At 59.0% G+C, this 20,566-nt stretch carries 20 protein-coding genes; 8 read left to right on the top strand and 12 right to left on the bottom strand.

From position 1 onward, the window contains the following. The first annotated feature begins 7 nt into the window (after positions 1-7). Positions 8-1,042, top strand: coding sequence for a zinc-dependent alcohol dehydrogenase (locus ABVF61_RS29805; protein WP_353997237.1), 1,035 nt, complete (start codon positions 8-10; stop codon positions 1,040-1,042). Further along, complete coding sequence (locus ABVF61_RS29800; RefSeq protein ID WP_353997236.1) at positions 1,039-1,809, top strand: SDR family NAD(P)-dependent oxidoreductase; 771 nt, start codon at positions 1,039-1,041, stop codon at positions 1,807-1,809. Before ABVF61_RS29805 ends, ABVF61_RS29800 begins: the two co-directional genes overlap by 4 nt. A gap of 27 nt (positions 1,810-1,836) precedes the next feature. Here ABVF61_RS29800 and ABVF61_RS29795 read toward each other — a convergent pair whose 3' ends face one another. From ABVF61_RS29795 to ABVF61_RS29770, 6 genes are all read right to left on the bottom strand, one after another. Continuing rightward, the gene (locus ABVF61_RS29795; RefSeq protein WP_353997235.1) at positions 1,837-2,475 is read right to left on the bottom strand and encodes a nucleoside/nucleotide kinase family protein; all 639 of its coding nucleotides are present in this window, start codon (positions 2,473-2,475) and stop codon (positions 1,837-1,839) included. After that, positions 2,472-3,326 carry a sugar phosphate isomerase/epimerase family protein gene (locus ABVF61_RS29790; RefSeq protein ID WP_353997234.1) on the bottom strand — a complete coding sequence of 285 codons (855 nt, stop codon included), beginning with the start codon at positions 3,324-3,326 and terminating at the stop codon, positions 2,472-2,474. Before ABVF61_RS29790 ends, ABVF61_RS29795 begins: the two co-directional genes overlap by 4 nt. Positions 3,327-3,335: 9 nt before the next feature. Next, entirely contained in the window at positions 3,336-4,079 is a 744-nt protein-coding gene (locus ABVF61_RS29785) for an ATP-binding cassette domain-containing protein (RefSeq protein ID WP_319385096.1), read from the bottom strand. Beyond that, positions 4,076-5,047 (bottom strand): ABC transporter permease, encoded by a 972-nt coding sequence (locus ABVF61_RS29780; protein ID WP_353997233.1) that lies wholly within the window; start codon positions 5,045-5,047, stop codon positions 4,076-4,078. The genes ABVF61_RS29785 and ABVF61_RS29780 overlap by 4 nt, the downstream gene beginning before the upstream one ends. 97 nt (positions 5,048-5,144) lie before the next feature. Continuing rightward, positions 5,145-6,092 (bottom strand): sugar ABC transporter substrate-binding protein, encoded by a 948-nt coding sequence (locus tag ABVF61_RS29775; RefSeq protein WP_353997232.1) that lies wholly within the window; start codon positions 6,090-6,092, stop codon positions 5,145-5,147. Positions 6,093-6,182: 90 nt separating this feature from the next. Then, positions 6,183-7,226 carry a LacI family DNA-binding transcriptional regulator gene (locus ABVF61_RS29770; protein ID WP_353997231.1) on the bottom strand — a complete coding sequence of 348 codons (1,044 nt, stop codon included), beginning with the start codon at positions 7,224-7,226 and terminating at the stop codon, positions 6,183-6,185. A 74-nt stretch (positions 7,227-7,300) separates the two neighbouring features. On the opposite strand from ABVF61_RS29770, the gene ABVF61_RS29765 reads away from it, so the two are divergent. Together ABVF61_RS29765 and ABVF61_RS29760 are read left to right on the top strand one after the other, a co-directional pair. Continuing rightward, positions 7,301-8,314 carry an NAD(P)-dependent oxidoreductase gene (locus tag ABVF61_RS29765; RefSeq protein ID WP_353997230.1) on the top strand — a complete coding sequence of 338 codons (1,014 nt, stop codon included), beginning with the start codon at positions 7,301-7,303 and terminating at the stop codon, positions 8,312-8,314. Positions 8,315-8,380: 66 nt separating this feature from the next. Continuing rightward, positions 8,381-9,043, top strand: coding sequence for an aspartate/glutamate racemase family protein (locus tag ABVF61_RS29760; RefSeq protein WP_353997229.1), 663 nt, complete (start codon positions 8,381-8,383; stop codon positions 9,041-9,043). A 46-nt stretch (positions 9,044-9,089) separates the two neighbouring features. Here ABVF61_RS29760 and ABVF61_RS29755 read toward each other — a convergent pair whose 3' ends face one another. The 3 genes from ABVF61_RS29755 to ABVF61_RS29745 all read right to left on the bottom strand — a co-directional run bounded on the left by ABVF61_RS29755 (position 9,090) and on the right by ABVF61_RS29745 (position 12,431). After that, positions 9,090-10,178 (bottom strand): amino acid ABC transporter permease, encoded by a 1,089-nt coding sequence (locus tag ABVF61_RS29755; protein ID WP_353997228.1) that lies wholly within the window; start codon positions 10,176-10,178, stop codon positions 9,090-9,092. A 1-nt stretch (position 10,179) separates the two neighbouring features. Next, on the bottom strand, positions 10,180-11,316 hold the full coding sequence (locus ABVF61_RS29750) for an ABC transporter permease subunit (RefSeq protein WP_353997227.1): 1,137 nt from the start codon (positions 11,314-11,316) through the stop codon (positions 10,180-10,182). 74 nt (positions 11,317-11,390) lie between these two features. Continuing rightward, positions 11,391-12,431 carry an amino acid ABC transporter substrate-binding protein gene (locus tag ABVF61_RS29745; RefSeq protein ID WP_353997226.1) on the bottom strand — a complete coding sequence of 347 codons (1,041 nt, stop codon included), beginning with the start codon at positions 12,429-12,431 and terminating at the stop codon, positions 11,391-11,393. A gap of 311 nt (positions 12,432-12,742) precedes the next feature. Between ABVF61_RS29745 and ABVF61_RS29740 the strand changes: the two genes are divergently transcribed. Continuing rightward, the gene (locus ABVF61_RS29740; protein WP_353997339.1) at positions 12,743-13,636 is read left to right on the top strand and encodes an MBL fold metallo-hydrolase; all 894 of its coding nucleotides are present in this window, start codon (positions 12,743-12,745) and stop codon (positions 13,634-13,636) included. A 64-nt stretch (positions 13,637-13,700) separates the two neighbouring features. On the opposite strand, the gene ABVF61_RS29735 is transcribed toward ABVF61_RS29740, so the two are convergent. Then, positions 13,701-14,336, bottom strand: a complete 636-nt coding sequence (locus ABVF61_RS29735) for a VOC family protein (RefSeq protein ID WP_353997225.1) — start codon at positions 14,334-14,336, stop codon at positions 13,701-13,703. Positions 14,337-14,343: 7 nt separating this feature from the next. Continuing rightward, positions 14,344-15,501: a trans-sulfuration enzyme family protein gene (locus ABVF61_RS29730; protein ID WP_353997224.1), complete on the bottom strand. Its 1,158-nt coding sequence runs from the start codon at positions 15,499-15,501 to the stop codon at positions 14,344-14,346. A 97-nt stretch (positions 15,502-15,598) separates the two neighbouring features. Here ABVF61_RS29730 and ABVF61_RS29725 point away from each other — a divergent pair, with 97 nt between their 5' ends. Both ABVF61_RS29725 and ABVF61_RS29720 read left to right on the top strand, forming a co-directional pair. Further along, on the top strand, positions 15,599-17,926 hold the full coding sequence (locus tag ABVF61_RS29725; RefSeq protein WP_353997223.1) for a molybdopterin-dependent oxidoreductase: 2,328 nt from the start codon (positions 15,599-15,601) through the stop codon (positions 17,924-17,926). Between the two features lie 2 nt (positions 17,927-17,928). After that, on the top strand, positions 17,929-18,699 hold the full coding sequence (locus ABVF61_RS29720; protein WP_353997222.1) for an IclR family transcriptional regulator: 771 nt from the start codon (positions 17,929-17,931) through the stop codon (positions 18,697-18,699). Between the two features lie 67 nt (positions 18,700-18,766). Here the strand turns inward: ABVF61_RS29720 and ABVF61_RS29715 are convergent, their stop codons facing one another. Next, complete coding sequence (locus ABVF61_RS29715; protein ID WP_353997221.1) at positions 18,767-19,168, bottom strand: rhodanese-like domain-containing protein; 402 nt, start codon at positions 19,166-19,168, stop codon at positions 18,767-18,769. A gap of 120 nt (positions 19,169-19,288) precedes the next feature. Between ABVF61_RS29715 and ABVF61_RS29710 the strand changes: the two genes are divergently transcribed. Then, the gene (locus ABVF61_RS29710; protein ID WP_353997220.1) at positions 19,289-20,563 is read left to right on the top strand and encodes an NAD(P)/FAD-dependent oxidoreductase; all 1,275 of its coding nucleotides are present in this window, start codon (positions 19,289-19,291) and stop codon (positions 20,561-20,563) included. The last annotated feature ends 3 nt before the right edge of the window (positions 20,564-20,566 follow it).

The raw sequence follows: 20,566 nt of genomic DNA, 5'->3' as shown, positions 1-20,566 counted from the left end.
GGTCTTCATGCTCAGCAACGCTGCCGTTTATCGCGGCGACAAAACATTTTCACTCGAACAAAAACAGGTGCCCGCTCCAGGGCCCGGTGAAGTCCAGATCAAGGTGGCTTACTGCGGCATCTGCGGGACCGATCTCCATATCTTTCTCGGTCACATGGACCAGCGTGTCGGCTTTGAGCGCACGATCGGCCACGAGATGTCCGGCACCATCGCGTCCGTCGGAGATGGCGTCGACGGCCTGGCGGAAGGAGACCGGATTGTCGTCAGGCCGCTTGATCATTGCGGCGAATGTCCGGCCTGTCTCGCGGGCCATGAGCATATCTGCCACAACCTCAAATTCATCGGGATCGATACGGAAGGAGCCTTCCAGGAATACTGGAACGTCCCGGCGCACACGATCCATGTTCTTCCCGAGGGCCTCGATCTTGCCCACGCCGCCCTGATCGAACCGCTGGCCGTTGCCTGCCACGACGTCAGCCGGGCGCAAGTCAAGGCGGGCGAAGACGTGCTTGTGATCGGCGGAGGCCCGATCGGACTTCTGGTCGCCCTTGTCGCGCGCAATGCCGGCGGCAACGTCACGATCAGCGAGATCAGCGAAAACCGGCTTGCCTACGCGGACAAGCTTGGCTTCAAGACCATCAATCCGAAAACGTCTGATGCCGCCGAACAGGTCAATGACCTTACGGGAGGCAAGGGCGCGGACGTGGTGTTCGAGGTTTCTGGAAGCCAGCCCGGGGTCGACCTGATGACGGATGCCGCCGCCGCACGTGGCCGCATCGTGATGGTTGCCATCCATGCGAAAAAGCCGGATGTGGACATGTTCCGCTTCTTCTGGCGCGAGTTGGAACTCTTCGGAGCCCGCGTTTACCGGCCCGAGGATTACGATCAGGCCATGCAGCTTCTGGCGCAAGGCGTTGTCGACTGCTCCAGTTTCATCACCGACATCCAGCCGCTCAAGGATATCCAGAGCGCTTTTGAAGCGCTGACCCAAAATCCGAGCGCCATCAAATCCATGATCCAGATTACCGGGAACGACGCATGAGTGTTTTGGACAGTTTCAGCCTTGCCGGAAAAACCGCACTTGTCACAGGCGCTAAACGCGGGATCGGCAAGGCCATGGCGGTGGCCCTCGCTGAGGCCGGGGCGGATATCATCGGCGTCAGTGCCAGCCTGGAAAGCTCCGGCAGCGCGGTCGAAACCGAGGTCAAGGCACTTGGCAGGAACTTTCACGCCTACCAATGCGATTTTGGCGACCGGTCAGCCTTGAAGGCCTTCGCGGCGCAGGTCAACGAAGAGCATCCCGTCGTCGATATCCTGGTGAACAATGCCGGTACGATCAAACGGGCGCCACTCACCGAGCACGGCGATGATATCTGGGATGAGGTGATTGAAATCAATCTATCCTCGCAATTCCTTTTGACCCGCGAGATCGGGTCGGGAATGGTCGCGCGCGGCTCCGGCAAAATCATCTTCACGGCGTCCCTGCTGACCTTTCAGGGCGGCATTACCGTTCCGGGCTACGCGGCTTCAAAAGGCGGGATCGGCCAGCTGACCAAGGCATTTGCGAATGAATGGGCCGCAAAAGGCGTGAATGTGAATGCCATTGCGCCCGGTTACATCGCGACCGACAACACCGAAGCACTACGCAACGACCCGGTGCGGTCGAAGTCAATCCTGGAGCGTATTCCTGCCGGGCGCTGGGGCAATACGGAGGACTTTGCCGGTCCGGCCGTCTTCCTGGCTTCTGGCGCCTCAGACTACATGCACGGCTCCATCGTGACGATCGATGGAGGCTGGATGGGTCGATAGGCAGGGGCTGTAAAACAGCCGCCCTATTCAGGGTCTGAAGACGATCTGGAATTCCGCCGGCAGGCTGCCATTGACAACCCGTCGGGCGTTCGGCAGATCGTTTTCTTCCAGCTTTGCCTTGCGGTCCGTTTCTGAAAGGTCCTGCCATCGTTCGGCAAGACGTCGTTCAAGTTCGGTGAGCGGGACGCTCAAAAAGACCGTGGTGTCAAAGAGCGGCACCAGGTCGCGCCAGGGGGCTTCGTCGAGCAGAAGGTAGTTTCCCTCGACGATCAGGTTCCGGACTGACCTCGGAATGACACGCGCACTGTTGCGCGCGATCTCGATGCTGCGGTCAAAGACGGGGACCGCGATTTCGTCTTCCTCGTTTCGCTTGAGCCGCATCAGCATGTGCCGGAAGCCGCCGACATCGAACGTGTGCGGCGCGCCTTTTCGCGGACGCCATCCGCGCGCATTCAGGATCAGGTCATCGTAATGGTAGCCGTCCATCGGGAAGACGGCAGCACTGCCTGGGTCCTTTTCGTTCAGCTTTGCGGCAAGTTCATCGGAGAGGGTAGACTTTCCCGCGCCCGGCGGGCCGCAGACCGCGGTGATGCTTCGCTGCGTTTGCCCGCGCTCCACGATCCGGGCCGCAAGGTCTTCAACCGAAATGTCCTGGGGCGCGGTCACGACAGCCGTAGCCCCGCTGCTTCTGCCTGCTCGACGAGGAATGGAAGTCCGACCTCGATGACATCCTCCGGGCGATCGGTAACGGGCCGCCAGACTGCCAGACCGGATGCGATCTCCGGAGCCAGATAGACAAAACTCTCCAGCGTCATTGTGCCCTCGAAGCCGACATCGGCCAGTCCCTTGAAGGTCGCCGCCCAGTCGAGCGTCCCCCGCCCGGGCACGCCGCGATTGGATTCAGACAGGTGCACATATCCGAGATGCTCGGCTGCATCCGCAAACCCGTCCGCCATGCCCGCTTCCTCGATATTCATGTGATAGGTGTCCAGATGAATGAACACATTCTGCGCCCCGACCCTCTCGATGATTTCGGCGGTTTGTCGGGCCGTGTTCAAGAGGTGGGTCTCGTACCGGTTGCAGGGCTCCAGTCCGAGGCGCATATTCAGATCCCGCGCCTTTTGCGCCACCCGGTCAACAAGACGGCAGATCGCATCGCTTTCACGCTCCGTGACCGGCGCGCCCGAGGTCTTGCCGATTGTTCCGTAGGTGACGCCGGACAGTGCGCCCGCGCCAGCGTCGCGCGCCACCTGCAGCGCAAAACCGAGATAGTCGACGGCGTCTCCGGGATTGCGCACGATGTCGATGTCGGCCGGCAGGCCGAGGGAACAGACGATCTCAACGCCATTGCGCTCAGCCGCGCGTCTGGTGCCGAGACTGTCATAATTCTTGGGGTCCAGAAGCGGTGTTTCAATGACCGTCACGCCATGGGCGGTAATCGGCGGCAACAGGCGGTCTGCTTCCCCGGGATTCCAGAGCGGGGTGAAGGCAAGGCCATGCAGTCCAAGACGGGGCATATCGCGTTCCTATCCGTGTGCACCAACGATGTAAGAGACGACTTCCGCCATGTCGGTTTCGTCCCGTTTCAAATCGGCAATGACATTTCCACGGCGCAGTACCACGATACGGCCGCAGGCTTCAAAGACATCGTTGAGGCGATGGCTGATCAGAATTGTCGCGATGCCTTCGTCGCGCATTTGCCGGATCAGGTTCAGCACGCTTTCCACCTCACGTACGGCCAAGGCTGCTGTCGGCTCGTCCATGATCACCAGCTTCGGTTTGAACGTCAGGGCGCGGGCAATCGCGATGGTCTGCTGCTGACCGCCCGACAGCATGCCGACCGGCAGGTGGATCGAGGGAACATGGACACCCAGCCTGTCGATCATGTGCTGGGCCTCCGCATCGATCTTCGACTTGTCGACAAAGCCCGGCAACAGGCCGAGAAAGCGTTTGGTCGGCTCCCGCCCTAGAAAAATGTTGTTGGCGACGTCCTGTTGCGGCGCGAGTGCAAGATCCTGATAGATCATTTCGATGCCGCTTTCGCGGCGCTCGCCGGGATTCCGGCCGGTGACATCAGTGCCGTTAAAACTGATGCGTCCCTTGTCTGTCGTGTAGACCCCGGTGATTGTTTTCATGAGAGTGGATTTGCCGGCGCCGTTGTCGCCAACGAGACCGATCACCTCGCCCGCATCAACCGTCAGGTTGACCCCATGCAGGACCTGAACAGGGCCAAAACTCTTCTCGACACCGGAGAGTTCCAGAAGGCTCATTGCAGCGACCTCCCCCGTGTCCGGATCTGGTCGAGCCAGACAGCAGCGATCAGGACCGCGCCGATGGCCATCTGCTGGTAATAGGCCTGCACGGCCATCAGGTTGAGCCCGTTCTGCAAGACACCCATGATGAGCGCGCCAATCATCGTTCCGAGGATAGATCCGCGTCCGCCGAAGAGGTTCGTCCCACCAATGATCGCGGCGGTGATCGCCAGAAGCTCATAGTTCAAACCGGCGGTCGGATCGCCGGTGTTGACGCGTGCAGTGAAAATCAGCCCGGCAATACCTGCCATCAGGCCGGAGATCGTATAAAGCATCATGCGCTGCCGCCGGATGTTGATGCCGGTGGCGCGCGCGGAATTCTCATTGTCACCTAGCGCGAGCGTGTGATGTCCAAACGGGGTGTGCGCCAGCACATAGTGAGAGGCAAGCGCGACGAAGAGAAGAATGAAGACAGGCGTCGGGACGCCGAATGGCCGCGCCTGTCCGAGAAACAGGATTTCCTCCGGCAGCCCGTAAATTCCGCGTCCGCTGGAAATGATCAGCGCCAGTCCGCGCGCGATGCCGAGCATTCCGAGTGTCACAATGAACGCGGGAACCCGTCCGCGCGTGATAATGAAACCGTTGACCGCCCCGGCAGCGGCACCCGCGCACAATGAACCGATGATCGCAAAATACCAGGGCATCTCGAGCGTAACGACAAGGGCCGCGCCCGTGACCGATGCCAGCCCCAGAACTGAGCCGAGCGAGAGATCAATCCCGGCTGCGCTGATCACGAAGGTTGCACCGATTGCCAGAATGCCGAACGTCGCGCTCGCCAAAATGATGTTGAAGAAATTGTTTGCGGTCAGAAAGACACGCACGCCCGACCCTGTCACGGGCGACAGCACCGCCATGATGCCGATCAGTACGAGGAGAACGGCCAGCGACTCTGCGCGCACGTGTGTTCTTTCAAGGATTTTCAGCATGTGCCCACCCGGAGTATGCGGGCCGCCAGACCGGCTTTTGTTTGTTCAACCGGTCACGGTCGAACATTCATCGATCCGGCGGCCCGCATTGTTGCTGTTACTTGACGTATTCGAGCATCGGGTCGGAGCCGCTTTCAAGCACCTCCTTTGTCAGCACCATGGTCGGGACATAGACCCAGTCCGGCTGATCGCCACCGGCCTTCACCATCTCGACGGCCTGCTTGCCGACCAGATACGGCAGCTGCGCCACGGACGCATTGAGCCGGCCGGACTTGATCGACTTGACCGCATCGGAATTACCATCAACACCAATCACCGTCACCTGATCGCCTTTTCCAGCTGCGTAGACGGTTTCAACCGCACCGAGCGCCATGCCGTCATTTGCGGCGAATATGGCGACGAGTTCCGGATTGGATGTCAGGATATCGTTGGTGATGTTGGCAGCCTTGCCGCGATCCCAGTCCCCCGGAAGCGAGGCAACGATTTCAAGCCCGGGAGCCAGTTCGGCAAGTTTTTCCGAAAAACCATTGGCACGCTTCTGACCCGTGACATTGCCGGACAGGCCCTCAATGACCAGAACCGGGCCTGTGGCATCCGCACCGACCTGACCGACGAGCCACTCCGCGCCCTGGGCACCCGCGGCCACATTGTCCGAGCCGATCGAGAACGCGATGTCGACGCCTGCATCGGTGGCAATCTTGTGGTCAAGATTGCCGTCAAGATCGACGACCGGAATGCCCATTTCGGTCGCCCGTTTCAGGCAGGGCAACAGGATCGTCGAGTTGATTGCCGCGGTGATCATCGCATCGGGCTGACGCTCAAGCATCGTATTGCAGACGTTAAGCTGCGGCTCGGCGGCCTGATCGCTTTCCACGGCCTGCAGATAGTATTCAACGCCCGCTTCACTGGCGCCGTCGCGGACGCCCAGTTCCATTGCACCCCAAAACGGATTCGACAGGGTTTTCATCAGAACGCCATAGGTTTCGGCCTGTGCTGGTACGGCCAGCAGCGCCACAAAGGCAGTTACAGTCAACTCCTTGAACATTTGCTTTCCTCCACTTTTGTCGTCTGTGCGTTTCGGGCGCTTCTGCGTCACCCTCACTTCCAACCCGGCGCACTCACGCCGGTATTCTTTTCACCGCTCCGGCGACTGACCGGGACCAAGGGATCCCCGGGTCTCCACGCGGCAATCAATGCGGATCGTTTCCGGGGGCGACCGGTCGCCCTCTATCCGGGCCAAGAGCCGCTCCCAGGCAACCCTTGCGATTTCCTCGATGGGCTGGACGATTGCCGCAACGGGCGGATGAACATGCGCCATCCAGGCGCTGTCGTCGAAACCGGCGAGTGCGGTGTCGCGCCCCAGGACAAAACCCCGTTCCTGCAGCAAGCCATAGGCAGCCAACGTAGCCGTATTGAACAGGCAGAAAACGGCGTCCGGCTTTGGGTTTTCGTCAAAATATGACCCAAGCGCAGCGCGTGCTCCCTCAACGCTGTCGCCTGTCGGCAGATAGTCGACGGCGACTGTCTCGTTATGTCCGGCAACGGCAGCACGCACCCCTTCCAGGCGTTCCGCGACATTGTCGATCCCGTCTCCCAAATAAGCGACAAGGATGCGGCGATGACCGGTTTCAAAGAGTTTGCGCATCAACATCGCGCTGGCGTCGGCATTGTTGACCCCGACACCGTCGGTCGCAGCATCCTGCTGAATGCGGTCAAGAAAGACAAAGGGCGTCTCGTTGGCCGCAACAAGCTCCGCAGCACGGGAATAAAGCGAGGGGATTACAAATACTCCCGCCACGCGCCATCCAACCAGCTCGTCAATCTCCCGCGCTTCGATATCGGCGTCTTCCCGACTTGAAGTGGCAACGATGCGGTAATTGGTGGCTTCGGCCCGGTGTTCCAGCTTTGCGACCAGTTCAGCGAAGAACGGGTTCTCAAAATTCGGAATTACGAGCCCGATGATCCGGCTCTGGCTGCGCCGGAGATTGGACGCCATGGTGTTGCGGCGATACCCGAGATCGCGCACCGCCTGCAGCACGGCACGGCCGATGGGATCGTCCAGCTTGCGGCGGCCGTTGATCACATTGGAAACGCATCCGGGTGAAACCCCCGCCTTCCGCGCAACGTCGCGGATGGACGGCCTCGACCCCCGCTGCTTTTGCGCAGCCTTGTCGGGCATCGACAAACTCCTCCTTGCGCCAATGCTAGAAAAAACGTTTTATGATGTAAATCGTTTTTTGGGAGAAACGAAAGATGCGAGTTCTTTATGATCCCGCGCCGCGCCAGACGGATGAGATCTTCAGCATCGATGACCGGAACAGATTCTTCTCCGAGTTTGACGTGATCGAGATTGATCCTTCGGAGCGCGATGCGGCCTACGAGCGCTATCTGCCGGAGGCCGACATCATCATCAGCCAGCAGGCCATGGAAGCCGACAGGCTTGAGCGGGCGGCAAAGCTCAAGGCGCTCATCAATGTCGAAACGAATTTTCTCCCAAATGTGGACTATGCCGCCTGCCTGCGGCGCGGTGTGCACGTTCTGACACCGGCCTCGGTTTTCGCGCTGCCCGTTGCCGAAATGGGTCTTTGCATGGCGCTGTCGCTGGCGCGCGACGTTCACTCCAGCCACAGCGACTTTCTCTCGGGGAACGAAAAATACGGCCTTGAAGGCAACACGGAGGCCGAGCTGCTGACCTGCGGCAATATCGGCTTTGTCGGCTTCGGAGATCTTGGACGCGCCCTTCACAAACTGCTTGCGCCGTTCCAGGCGAAGGTCTCGGCGTTCGACCCCTGGCTGCCCGACAATCATCTGCGCCGCCTTGGTGTCGAACCCGCATCCCTGGATGACCTTTTGCAACAGAACCGAGTGATCTTTGTCGTGGCCTCCATCACAACGGAGAACGCCCATCTGCTCGACGCTGAAAAGCTTTCGATGATGCAGGATCAGGCGATGCTGGTTCTTTTGAGCCGGGCGGCGATCGTCGATTTCAACGCCCTTGCAAACGAGGCGTCCAAAGGCCGCCTGCGCATCGCGACGGACGTGTTCCCGGAAGAACCTGTCGCTGCCGACGACCCGATCCGGAACGTTCCGGGCATCCTGTTCTCCGCCCATCGTGCGGGCGCGCTTACCTCCGCCCTCCAACAGATCGGCGCACTCGTTCTGGAAGACATGACGCAGATTGCAAAAGGCCTACCTCCCGTCGCCTGCCGGCGTGCGGAGCCAGAGACCGTCGGACGGCTGAGAAGCAAACCGGTCGATCTTTCCTGACTTGAGAAACGGAACCACTCGGATAAGCTCCCGGCAAATTGGACTGAGCCCGGCAGGAGACCAGAATTGCATATTGGACTGATCGGCGGCATCGGACCCGCCGCAACCGATTTCTACTATCGCAAACTCATCCGGATCGCGGCCGACAAAGGTCTTGATCTGGACCTGACGATTGTGCATGCGGACACCCGAACGCTAATCGCCAATCTCGCCGCAGACGACCGGTCAGCACAGTGCGGCATCTATATGCGGCTGACAGAACGGCTTGTGGCAGCAGGCGCAGAAAACGTTGTCGTGACCTCAATCGCCGGTCATTTCTGCATTGACGAGTTTGCCGCCGTTTCTCCGTTGCCGCTTGTGGACATCACAAAGGCGCTCTCTTCCTGGCTGGGCGCGAAGGGCATGACGCGTGTCGGCATACTGGGAACAGAGACCGTGATGAAAACGGGCATGTACGGCAAACTTGCGCCGGTGGAGGTTCTGGCTCCCGAGGGAGCGGAACTCGGTCTTGTCCACGAAGCCTATATCAAGCTTGCGCAAAGCGGCGAGCCGAGCGAGGAGCTCCGCGACATCTTCGTTTCAGCTGCGCAAGACCTTGTTGCCCGCGGCGCAGAGGGTGTCATGCTGGGCGGGACGGATCTGAACGCACTCTTTGCCGATGACGAGAAGGCATTTCCGGTGATCGACTGCGCCGGCATTCACATTGAGGACGTCGCGAAGTTCATCTGACGTTGGGGCCTGGTGCGGCCAGTTATCCGCGGCCGCACCTGTTCGACTAGCGCTTGGCGACAGCCATCCGCGCCTTCAGGTACTCACCATACTGGCTCAGCGAGAAGATGAAGATCCAGTAGATCGCGCCGACAAACGCGTATACCTCGATGTAATAGGGCGCCCACTCGACCGTGCCGAATGCGGCGTTTGCAGAGGCGAGAACGTCGAAGAAGCCGATGATGATCACGATCGCGGTTTCCTTGAATGTCACGACGACCATGTTGATCGTTGACGGCAATGCATGACGGAATACCTGTGGCATGACGATGCGCGACAGCGTCTGGAACGGTGTCAGGCCCAACGCCTTGCCCGCCTCGAACTGGCCCTTCGGAATTGCCTGAAATCCACCGCGAAACACCTCTGCCTGATAACAGGCAAAGAAGAGCGCAAAACCGACGATGACGCGCCAGATCTTGTCGCCGTTCAGCCAATCAGGCAGCAAAAGCGGAATAACGACAGCAGCCGCGAACAGCGTTGTCAGCAGCGGGAGCGACCGGATGAAGTCGATCAACAGGGACGCTGCGCCCCGGACCACCGGCAGCTTGGATCTGCGCGCCAGGGCAAGAAGCAGCCCCAAAGGCATTCCGAGCAGAACGACCGCGGAAAACATGAACAGCGTCAATGCCAGTCCGCCCCACTGGTCGGTCGTCACGATAGGCTGTCCGATCAGGCGACCATCCATGAGCACCACATAGGCGCCAAACCCGACGATCCAGAGCGTTACCAGTCGGCTGGTGCTCCAGAAGCGCGGCAGGCACGACAGGACCACCGTTGCAACGATCGCGAGGCAAGCCAGTGTCGAGCGCCAATGCTCTTCAAACGGATAGAGCCCGAACAGGATCAGACGATGGCGCGCGGCAATGACAGACCAGCATGCGCCGCCGGCGTTCGCACAATGCTCGACATCTTCAGCTCTCCAGACGGCGCTCAAGATCGCCCAGTCGATGAGCGTCCAGGCCATGTAGAGCATCAACCCGAAGATGAAAACGCTCGTGAAACTGTCACTTGGACTCCTGAACGCCCGCTTCTTGAGGGTGTTTGCAAAAGTCGTCCATCTATCCGATTGAGCCGGAAGTTCACTCGCCAAAGCCATGTCAGTGCCCTTTCAGCGCGAGGCGCGCATTCATGAAATTGACGAGCTGGGCCAACGAGTAGTTGATCAACAGGAAAGACAGCATCAACAGGCCCATGAGCTCCAGCGTCTGGCCGGATTGGGTAATCGACGTCGAGACGATGTAGAACAAGTCACTGAACCCGATCGCAACGCCGAGCGTTGTGGCCTTCATGATGAAGATCCACTGGTTGCCGAGTGGCGGCATGATGGTGCGCAGCGCCATCGGCATCTTGACGTGGAACCAGATGGCGCGCGAGGAGAGGCCAAGGGCCTTGCCGGCCTCGGTAAGACCGCTTGGAACCTCGTTGAGGCCTCCTCGAACGACTTCGGCAATATAGGCAGATCCATAAAGCGTTATCGCAAGGATCATCGCGACGAGTTCTATCGGAACGCCGATCCCGCCTCGAAACCGCAGACCCTGCTGGGCAGGTATCGAAAAGATCGAGCTGTCCGCAGGTGCGAAAATCCAGGCAAGCAGGAGCATCGCGCCACTGCCCGAGACCAGCCAGAGAAGCAGCTTCTGCACCGGTTGCAAGCTTTTCTGGCGGAAAATCACCACCGCCAACAGCGCAATAACGGCAAACATAGCCAACACGACGGTTGGAGAAACGTTGAACCCGGGCAACATCAGGCCCCGGTTCGACAGAAACGCAACCTCACCCATCGTAAAGGCCTGGCGCGGCCCCGGCATGTGGATCAGCACCGCATACCAGAAGACAAGTTGAAGAATGAGCGGGAGGTTGCGGAAAAGCTGGATGTAGACCGTGGCAAGGGCGTTCAAACCAAGCTGCCGCGCATCTCTGGCGGTTCCGATGGCGAACCCGAGTATGGTCGACAGAACTATACAGATCAGTCCCAAAAACAGCGTGTTCAGAAAGCCGATCAGCAGCGTTCTGGAGTAGCTGTCGTCAATGCTCCGGTCGATAAGCGAAAAGGAGTAGGACCAGCCGGTCGCCCGCTCGAGAAACCCGAAACCGCTCGTCATGTTGAGTTCAGTCAGGTTCGTGTGGGCTGTCGATATCGCAACCCAGATTACGAGAACCACAAAAACCACGAGAAGCGCCTGGACGAGCATATCCCGACGACTGCGCCTTAGCTTGAGAGCCGCAGCATCCATTTCCGGATCCTCCTTGCCGCAACACAATCAAAAGGCGGCAGCAGCTCACACTGCCGCCGCCCTGCGAACTTGTCCTAGTCGAGGATCGGTGCGTAGAGAACGCCGCCGTGGCTCCACAGGTTGTTCAGCCCGCGCTCGAGCTTGTAAGGAGAGCCTTTGCCGAGATTGCGATCATAAATCTCGCCGAAATTACCCGTGGCCGCGATCATTTCCTTTGCCCATGTGTCGCGGATGCCGAGGCGCTCGCCCATGCCGGGGTCAACGCCAAGAAGGCGGGCGATTTTCGGATTTGGCGGATTGGACGCCATTTCTTCCACGTTTGCAGACGTGACACCTTCTTCTTCTGCGATCAGAAGAGCTGCAATCATCCAGTTGACCATATCGACGAATTCTTCGTCCCCCTGGCGCATGGCTGCAGCAATCGGTTCGTTGGAGAGCTGGTCCGACAGGATGATATGGGCATCGGGCTTTTCAAGTTCTGTCGCGCGCAGGACAGCCAGGAACGGTCCCCACGCCGCGAAGGCATCGCAGCGGTTCGCAAGATAGGCAGCCCGCAGTTCAGACGCCTTTTCGTAGGACACCATGGTGTGTTCGATGCCAAGCGTCTTGAGATAATTTCCTGCAAGACGCTCGATTGTGGTTCCGGCTTCAACACAGATGGTGCCGCCGTCGAGTTCTTTCGCTTCCGTGATGCCCAGGTCGCCATGCGCCATGAACTGGGTTCCGCCGAAAAAGTAAGGCAGGCTGAACTGCAATCCTACCTCGGTATCGCGCCCCATCGTCCAACCGGTCGCCTTGATGATCACATCGACATCACCTGACTGAAGCGCCGGAAAGCGCTGCGCCCAGCTGAGCGGTACTATCTGAGCCTTGTCCGGGTCGCCGAGGATCGCGGTGGTCAGGGCACGGCACATGTCGATGTCCAGGCCCTTCCACTCGTTTTTGTCATTCACTTCAACAAATCCGAAGTAGCTGCCGTTGTGGCCGCTGCACAAAAGAGTTCCCCGTTCCTCAATGGCCGTAACTGTCGAACTTTTCGCAACGGCTGTTACGGGAGCCGCAACACCTGCGGCAAACGCAACCGCGCAGGCGATTTTTGCAATATTGGTTGCCATTTTAGCTGTTCCCTGTTTTATATATCAGAACATGTGTTCCATTTAATAGGTTACGGTCACTCGAAAATGAGTCAAGTGAATTCTGGTGTTCCGGGTCAAAGAGGCCAAATTTTCACCTTTATGACCGGTCAATGGGCAGGATATCGCGTTGACGCATATTCCCTGGGCATGCCGGGTCCGTTCGAGACCCGCGCAACGCAGTCCGTCACGCGTTGAGCGATTGGCCAAGGCTTGGAATTTGATTGCAACGCCCTAGGAGTTACCTGAAACTCGGTTTGCAGTGCCAAGGGCCGTCCGCAGGAGGAAAGATGATGATCCGTTCGAATTACCCGGTCGACATGGCTGTTGTCCCCGAGGTGAAGGCGTTCTTCGATCCGGCAACGAATACCATCAGCTATGTGGTCAAGGACCCGTCGTCGAATGCCTGCGCCGTCGTCGACAGCGTCATGGATATCGACTTCGCCGCCGGGCGCATCACCTATGACAATGCGGACGAAATCATCGCCTATATCCAGGACAACGGCCTGGAACTGGAATGGCTGATCGAAACTCATGTCCATGCCGACCACCTGTCCGGTGCGCCCTATATCCAGCAAAAGCTCGGCGGCAAGCTGGGCATCGGTGACAAGATCACCGTGGTGCAGGAAACCTTCGGCAAGGTGTTCAATGAAGGCACGGAGTTCCAGCGCGACGGCAGCCAGTTCGACCGCCTGTTCCAGGACGGCGATACCTACACGATCGGCGGGATGACGGCCTTTGCCATGTCGACCCCGGGGCACACACCGGCCTGCATGGTGCATGTGATGGGGAATGCCGCCTTTGCGGGCGATACGCTGTTCATGCCGGACGGGGGCTCTGCGCGGGCGGACTTTCCGGGCGGTGATGCGGCCATGCTCTACGATTCAATCCAGAAGGTCCTGGCGCTGCCGGACGAGATGCGGCTTTACATGTGCCACGACTATGGCCCGAACGGGCGCGACATCCAGTGGGAGACCACGGTCGGCGACGAGAAAGAGCACAACATCCATGTCGGCGGTGGCAAGTCGAAGGAGGACTTCGTCAAGTTCCGCACGGAACGCGATGCGCAGCTGGCCATGCCGAAGCTGATTATCCCGTCCATTCAGGTCAACATGCGTGCCGGAAAGCTGCCACCGGCCGACGACAGCGGAAAAACCTTCCTGAAAGTCCCGGTCAACGAACTCTAGGCGCCGGCGCGCGAAAAAAGGATCATTCCGTTCGGTTCAATCCGTCTTGATCAGTCCGTCTCGGTCAGTCCAGAAGGACGGATCCTGACGAGGCATTCAGCGCAAATGCCAGTCCTGCCTCACCCTGCGAGACGTCTGCCAGATGCCTCACATTCAGGGCGTCGAGCATTGCCTCGATCCGCGACGGGTCGGGATGCGTGAGCTGCACGGATTGCAGTCTCACCTCAAGATCCTGCTGGCCGGTCGAGGGGTGGGGACCGGGTGACCATTCAATAAAGGCCGGCAACAGACCGTTTTCGGGAAGGCTTCCGTCGCGCGGGACGGTAAGCCTCCAGGTCCGGTCTCCACGCGCGAAGTCCACCACCTCTCCCAGATCGACAGGGCTGTCAGCGATAACCCGGTCAAGGTCCGTTGTATTCACGACCCATGTCAGCGCCCGTGGCCGCTCGCTCAATCTCTTTTGGGTCGCCGGATCATCGAGCGTAAACCATCGCGCCCGGCCAGGATCCGGTGCGTCCGGATCAATCGCGATGAGTTCGAAAAAGCTCTCGTTTCCCGCCTGCATGACGCAGTTGTGCGTGCTCATTGCCGCATGTTTGCCGCCTTTGGGAACGCTTACCCCCAGCTTTTCCTGAATATAGGCAACACCTGTTTCGAGGTCTGAACACCCGATGGCGAAATGGTCGATCTTGTTTTGCATGACTGACCTAGTCTTGAAGGAGATGGAAGGCTTGGCGCAGATCGGTCTTGAGCGTATCCAGATCGTCGAACCCGATGCTGAAGCGCAGCAACGGTCCCGCGCCGAGTTGCCGGCTTCGGTCTGACGTCATAGGCAGGACGAGGCTTTCGTAGCCGCCCCAGCTCACCCCGATCCCGAAACACCGCAACGCATTGACGAAGGAGCGGAAGTTCTGATCGGCAGTCTGTTTGAAAATCGCGGAAAAGAGGCCTGCGGCTCCGGAAAAGTCGCGTTTCCAGTTTTGGTGCCCGGGACAGCTCTCGAACGCCGGATGAAGCACCCTGTCAATGCATGGCTGCTGCGACAGCCAGAGTGCCATCTCCTTGCCGGCGCGATCCTGATGTTCCATCCGCATTTTCAGAGTGCGTACGCCCCGCAACGTTAGAAAGACTTCCTGAGCGCCGGGTTTGTCGCCGAGCAGCATGACAGTCTTGCGGATGCGCTCGTGAAGTGGCCCGCTTGCAGCAATGACACCCATCATCGCGTCGGAGTGCCCGCAAAGATGCTTTGATCCGGAATAGACGACCACATCCGCACCGAGCGCCAAGGGTTTGCAGAAGACCGGCGAGGCCCAGGTGTTGTCGAAAACGACGGGCACGCCTCTTTTTTTGGCCACGCGCGCAATTTGCGGCAGATCGCAGACCTCAAACGTGCCGGATCCGGGCGCTTCCGCCATAACTGCAAACGTGTTTTCGCGTATCTTGCCGTCGATGCCGCTCATTGGATCGAAAGGTTCGATTGAAACATTCATGGCTGCGAGAATGCCGTCGCAGAAACTTCTGGTGTTGCCGTAAAGATTTTCGGCAACGAGCAGATGCGCGCCCGGTGTTGCCAGGGCCAGCAGCGTTGAAGTAATCGCCGACACGCCTGAAGACGTCAGCGTCACTCCGTCCGCACCGTCGAGCTCAGCAAGTAGATCCTCAAGCGAAAATGTCGCCGCATTTCCATAGCGGCCGTAATACGGCGTTCCGTTTTCGTAACGCGCTTCTCTTGCCGCTTCGAAGGCTTCGAGCGTGTCGAAGACGACGGTGGATCCCAACTCCACAGGCCAGTTCACCTGTCTTCCCTCGGGACCATCAGGCCTGCCGCCGTGTACCAGGGCATCGGCCAGTGTCGTCGTTTTCATTCTGGTGGGCTCCCGAATTCGAGTAGTGTTGAATTGATGACACTGGTCCTTATGTGTGTCAATATATAGAAAATTTGTTCTGGTTAGCGAAACAGAAATGCCACTCACTTCAAATCACTGGGGTATCGGCTGCGTTCAGGTCGAAAACGGCCGGATCGCCTCGGTCGACCCGCATCCTGCAGATCCCGAACCCTCCCCCATCAACGGCAACATTGCCTCAAGCCTGAACGGCCAGGCCCGCGTTCTACGGCCCGCCGTGCGCAAAGGCTGGCTCGAAAACGGGCCCGGTCCTTCAACGCGCGGAGAAGAGCCCTTTGTCGAAGTCAGCTGGGACACGGTGATCGATCTCCTGGCCGATGAGCTGAAAAGGGTCAGGGAGACCCACGGCAACAATGCGATTTTTGCCGGTTCCTACGGTTGGTCGAGCGCGGGCCGTTTTCATCATGCCCAGAGCCAGCTCAAACGGTTCCTCAACACCGAGGGCGGGTTCGTCCGCTCGGAAGGAAACTACAGCTACAATGCGGCTTTGGGCCTGATGCCGTTCATACTGGGCCCGTTCCGGAAGCACGTCGCGCAGGCCACGCGCTGGTCCGTCATTGCAGAGCATAGCGAGCTTGTCGTTCTGTTTGGCGGCCTCGCCATGCGCAACGCCCAGGTCAGCGACGGCGGCATCTCACAACACCGGCTTGGCGACAACCTTGCCAAGTGTGCCCGCAAGGGCGTCCGCTTCGTCAATTTCAGTCCGCTGCGAAGCGATGTACTGGATACCGTCGACGCTGAATGGATTGCGCCGCTACCTGGCACAGACGTCGCCGTCATGATGGGCATCGCCCATACACTTTTGGAAGAAAATCTGCACGACCAGAACTTCCTTGACCGCTACAGCGTCGGCTTCGACCAACTGGCTGCCTATCTTCGCGGAGAAACGGACGGCATAGCCAAAACACCGGAATGGGCCGCAGAACGTTCCGGCATCCCAGCTGCGAAGCTGAGACTGCTCGCTCGGGAAATGGCCGCAAAGCGCACAATGATCTCGTGCGCTGCCAGCCTGCAACGCGCCGACTACGGGGAGCAGCCCCTCTGGATGACCGTTTCGCTTGGGGCCATGCTCGGTCAGGTCGGTCTTCCGGGAGGCGGCTTCACGATCGGTTACGGCGTCAATGGCAATATCGGCAATATCGAGCGGATATTCCGCCCCGGCGCGCTGTCACAGGGGCAACGCCAGATACCGGACTTCATTCCGGTGAGCATGATTTCAGAAATGCTGCTGCACCCCGGGCAGGACTATACCTATCTGGGTCAAAAGCAGACACTACCGAACGCGAAGATGGTCTGGTGGGCGGGCGGCAATCCGTTTCACCATCATCAGGACCTGAACCGGCTGAGGCGCGCTTTTGCAACGCCGGACACGATTGTCGTCAATGAGATCAACTGGACCGCGACGGCTCGCCACGCTGACATCGTCCTGCCCGTGGCAGCGCCGCAGGAACGAACCGATTTTGGTGCCGGCAAATCGGACAACGCGCTGATCCCGATGCCTGCCTGTGCTGCTCCTCCCGGCGAGGCGCGAACCGAATTCGACATCTACTGCGACCTCTCAAGGCGCCTTGGAAATGTGGATGGTTTCTCAGAAGGCCTCGACGAGCACGGCTGGCTCATCAGGCTCTGGGAAGAAACGAGAACGGCCGCCAAAGAACACGGGATCGCGTTGCCGGATTGGAACACATTCATTTCAGGTGACGTGATCACCTTGCCCGACCCGTCGCCGAACCAGGTCTTCCTTTCGGACTACCGGGCCGAACCGGAAAAATTTGCGCTACCGACACCGAGTGGACGTATCGAACTGTACTCCCAGACAATAGACGATATGAACCTGCCGGATTGCCCGGGGCATGCGAGCTGGTTTGAGCCAAGAGACAGGGCAGCTGCGAATGACCAGACCTATCCGCTCGCACTGGTTTCGGGCCAGCCAGGAACCCGTCTCCACAGCCAGCTCGATAACGGCGCAACAAGCCTCGCGTCGAAGATCAAGGAGCGCGAGCCTGTCCTGATTCACCCGAGAGATGCAGCCAAACGGGACATCTCCGACGGCGACGTCGTCGAGCTTTACAACGCCCGTGGTCGCTGCCTTGCCGGTGCCAGGGTGACGGAAGACATTCGCGAAGGATGCGTGTTTCTTTGGACCGGTGCCTGGTATGACCCGGATTTCTCAAGCCCGGATCAGCGCGACCGACATGGGAACCCGAACGTTCTGACGCATGACCACAGGACGTCGTCGCTCACACAAAGCACAGCTGCGCATTCGACAAACATCGAAATCCGGCTGCCGCAAGGGTCCGTTCCTCCGGTCCAGGCACATGTACCGCCTCGATTTACCTTTGCGGATACGTCCGCTACATTGCCAAAAACCGCCAGCAAAGACTGACTATGTCCGAAAAAAAACCGACCGAAGCTAAAGTAGATTCCACACTCTCCAAAGGCCTGGCAATCCTCGAAAAGCTCGCCGAAGCGCGCCGGTCACTAGGTGTCACCGAGATCTCCCGCGCGCTGGACCTGACCAAGTCGAATACGTTCCGCCTGCTGCAAACGCTTTCCAGACTTGGCTATGTCGCACAACGGGAAGACGGCAGCTACGCGGTAACGCTCAAGATGTGGCAAGTCGGACGCTCGACGGTCGACAGTCTCAACCTAAGAGAACTCGCGGCTCCTGAAATGGCGTATCTCGCCGACGAGACGGGTGAGACGATCTACCTGGCGGTCCCCGAACAATTCAATGTCGTCTACATCGACAAAATCGAGAGCAAGAAGCCGATCCGGTCCTGGAACCCGATCGGCGGATCGGCGCCGATCCATTGTGTCGGGACCGGCAAGGCAATCCTGGCGGCGAACTATACCAGCTTGCGGGAAAAACTGTCGGAGCCCCTGCAGTCGTTCACGAACCGCACCTTGACCTCGCTGAGCCAGCTCGATGCGGACATCGAAGCCACGCAAATGCGCGGCTATGCATTCGACACGGGTGAATTCCGCGACCGCATTTTGAGTTTTGGAGCTGCGATCAAACTACCGGACGGTGAAGCAGTCGCGGCGATCGGCATCTCGGTCCCGAACGTCAACCTGCCCGACAATGCGGAAGAACGCTTCGGTTCTCTTTCAGCACATGCGGCCGAAGCGGTTTCCCGCAAACTCTCAAGGGTGTAAACTCTTGCTCCACGAGACGCGTTTTCGCCAGGCAAGACGCGCCTCGCCGCTCACAGCTCTTTCCTGTTTATGACTTGGGTTCCGGCATCTCCACCGGACCGCCCTTTTCTGCCCATTTGGAAAAACCTTCTCTCAAATGCGCGGCCTCAAAGCCCATGTCCTGAAGCGTCGCGACCGTCAGCGCCGAGCGCCAGCCGGACGCGCAGTGAAAGATGAACTTCTTATCTTCGCCGAAAATCTCCTTGAAATAAGGGCTTTCCGGGTCGACCCAGAATTCAACCATACCTCTTGGCGCATGGACGCTCCCGGGTATAAAGCCGGACCTCTGCCGCTCGCGCACATCGCGGATATCGACAACAACGACGTTGTCGTTGTCCAGAAGCTGGATCAGGTCCTGGATCTCGATTTCCTCAATGCGTGCCCGTGCTTCGGCGACCATGCTCGCTGAGTTCTTCTTGAGTTTTTTCATATCGCTCTCTGTTTCGATATATAAAACGATTATTTCTTATGTTGACACACACCCCTGATGTTTGCAACTAATCCAATATGGGCACGTTTGTGTAACAACGGTAGACAGGAGGCTGTTGCGGTGACCCGAACAATGCCGATTTCCCTTTGGGATGCTTCAGCCGAAGAACGCGACTTCGAAGGGCGGTTGCCGGAAGGTGAAACCTTTGACGTTGCCATTGTCGGCGGTGGCTTCACCGGCCTCTCCACGGCGCTGCATTGCTCCGAAGCCGGACTTTCCACCTGTGTCATCGAGGCCAATCATATCGGGTTCGGCGGTTCCGGTCGAAATGTCGGTTTGGTAAATGCGGGGATCTGGCTGCCACCGACACAGGTCCGCGAAAAACTGGGAACCACATATGGCCCGCGCTTCCTGCAGCGGTTCGGGCAGGGGCCCGAGATGGTTTTCGATCTGATCGAAAAGCACCAGATCAGATGCGAGGCAACCCGCCAGGGGACGATCCACGCCGCACACGCCCCTTCCGGATTTCGCGACCTGGAGGCACGGTGGAAAGAGTGGAACTCCATGGGCGAGCCGGTCGACCTGCTGGGGCGAGAGGAAATCGCAGACAAAATCGGCACAGATATGTTCCACGGCGGCCTGATTGATCGCCGCGCCGGGACTGTCAATCCGATGGGATATTGCCGCGGTCTTGCCCGCGCCGCGACAGCGGCCGGGGCCAAGATCTGTACGGGCGTGAAGGTCACCAATCTCCTGAAACAGACCGATGGCTGGGCCGTTGAAACCGACAAGGGTCATCTTCAGTCGAAAGCCGTGGTTCTGGGGACCAATGCCTACACCGATGCGCTATGGCCCGGGCTCAACAAGACCTACACAATGATCCACTATTTCCAGTTGGCTACCGAGCCACTGGGAGAAAAAGCTGCTCACATCCTGCCGGAAAGACAGGGGCTCTGGGATACGGCACCGGTCATGTTCTCACTCCGCAAGGACAACAACGACCGCCTGATCATCGGATCGATGGGCAAGGTCATCGGCACGAAGTCCAGCGGACTTTCCCAGCGTTGGGCGCAAAAGCGGATATCGAAGATGTTTCCCGACCTCGGCAGGGTCCGGTTTGAAGAAGCCTGGCACGGCCAGATTGCCATGACGCCCGACCATCTTCCGCGCATTCACACGTTGGACGAGGGGCTCTACACCCCCATCGGCTACAATGGCCGCGGCATAACCACCGGGACGATTTTCGGACAGGGCATGGCGGGTCTTCTGACAGGCATGGATCCCAAAGAACTCCCCTTGCCGATCACAGATGTAACTGCCGTTGCGTCCGCGCCGCTGATGTCGCGCTTCTACAATCTTGCCTTCACTGCCAACCAGTTCATCAAGGGTTTTTAAGCA

It is taken from the genome of Roseibium sp. HPY-6, from assembly GCF_040530035.1.
GTDB lineage: Bacteria > Pseudomonadota > Alphaproteobacteria > Rhizobiales > Stappiaceae > Roseibium.
The sequence above is the reverse complement of the archived record's forward strand: the minus strand, read 5'-3'. Positions and strand labels throughout refer to the sequence as shown.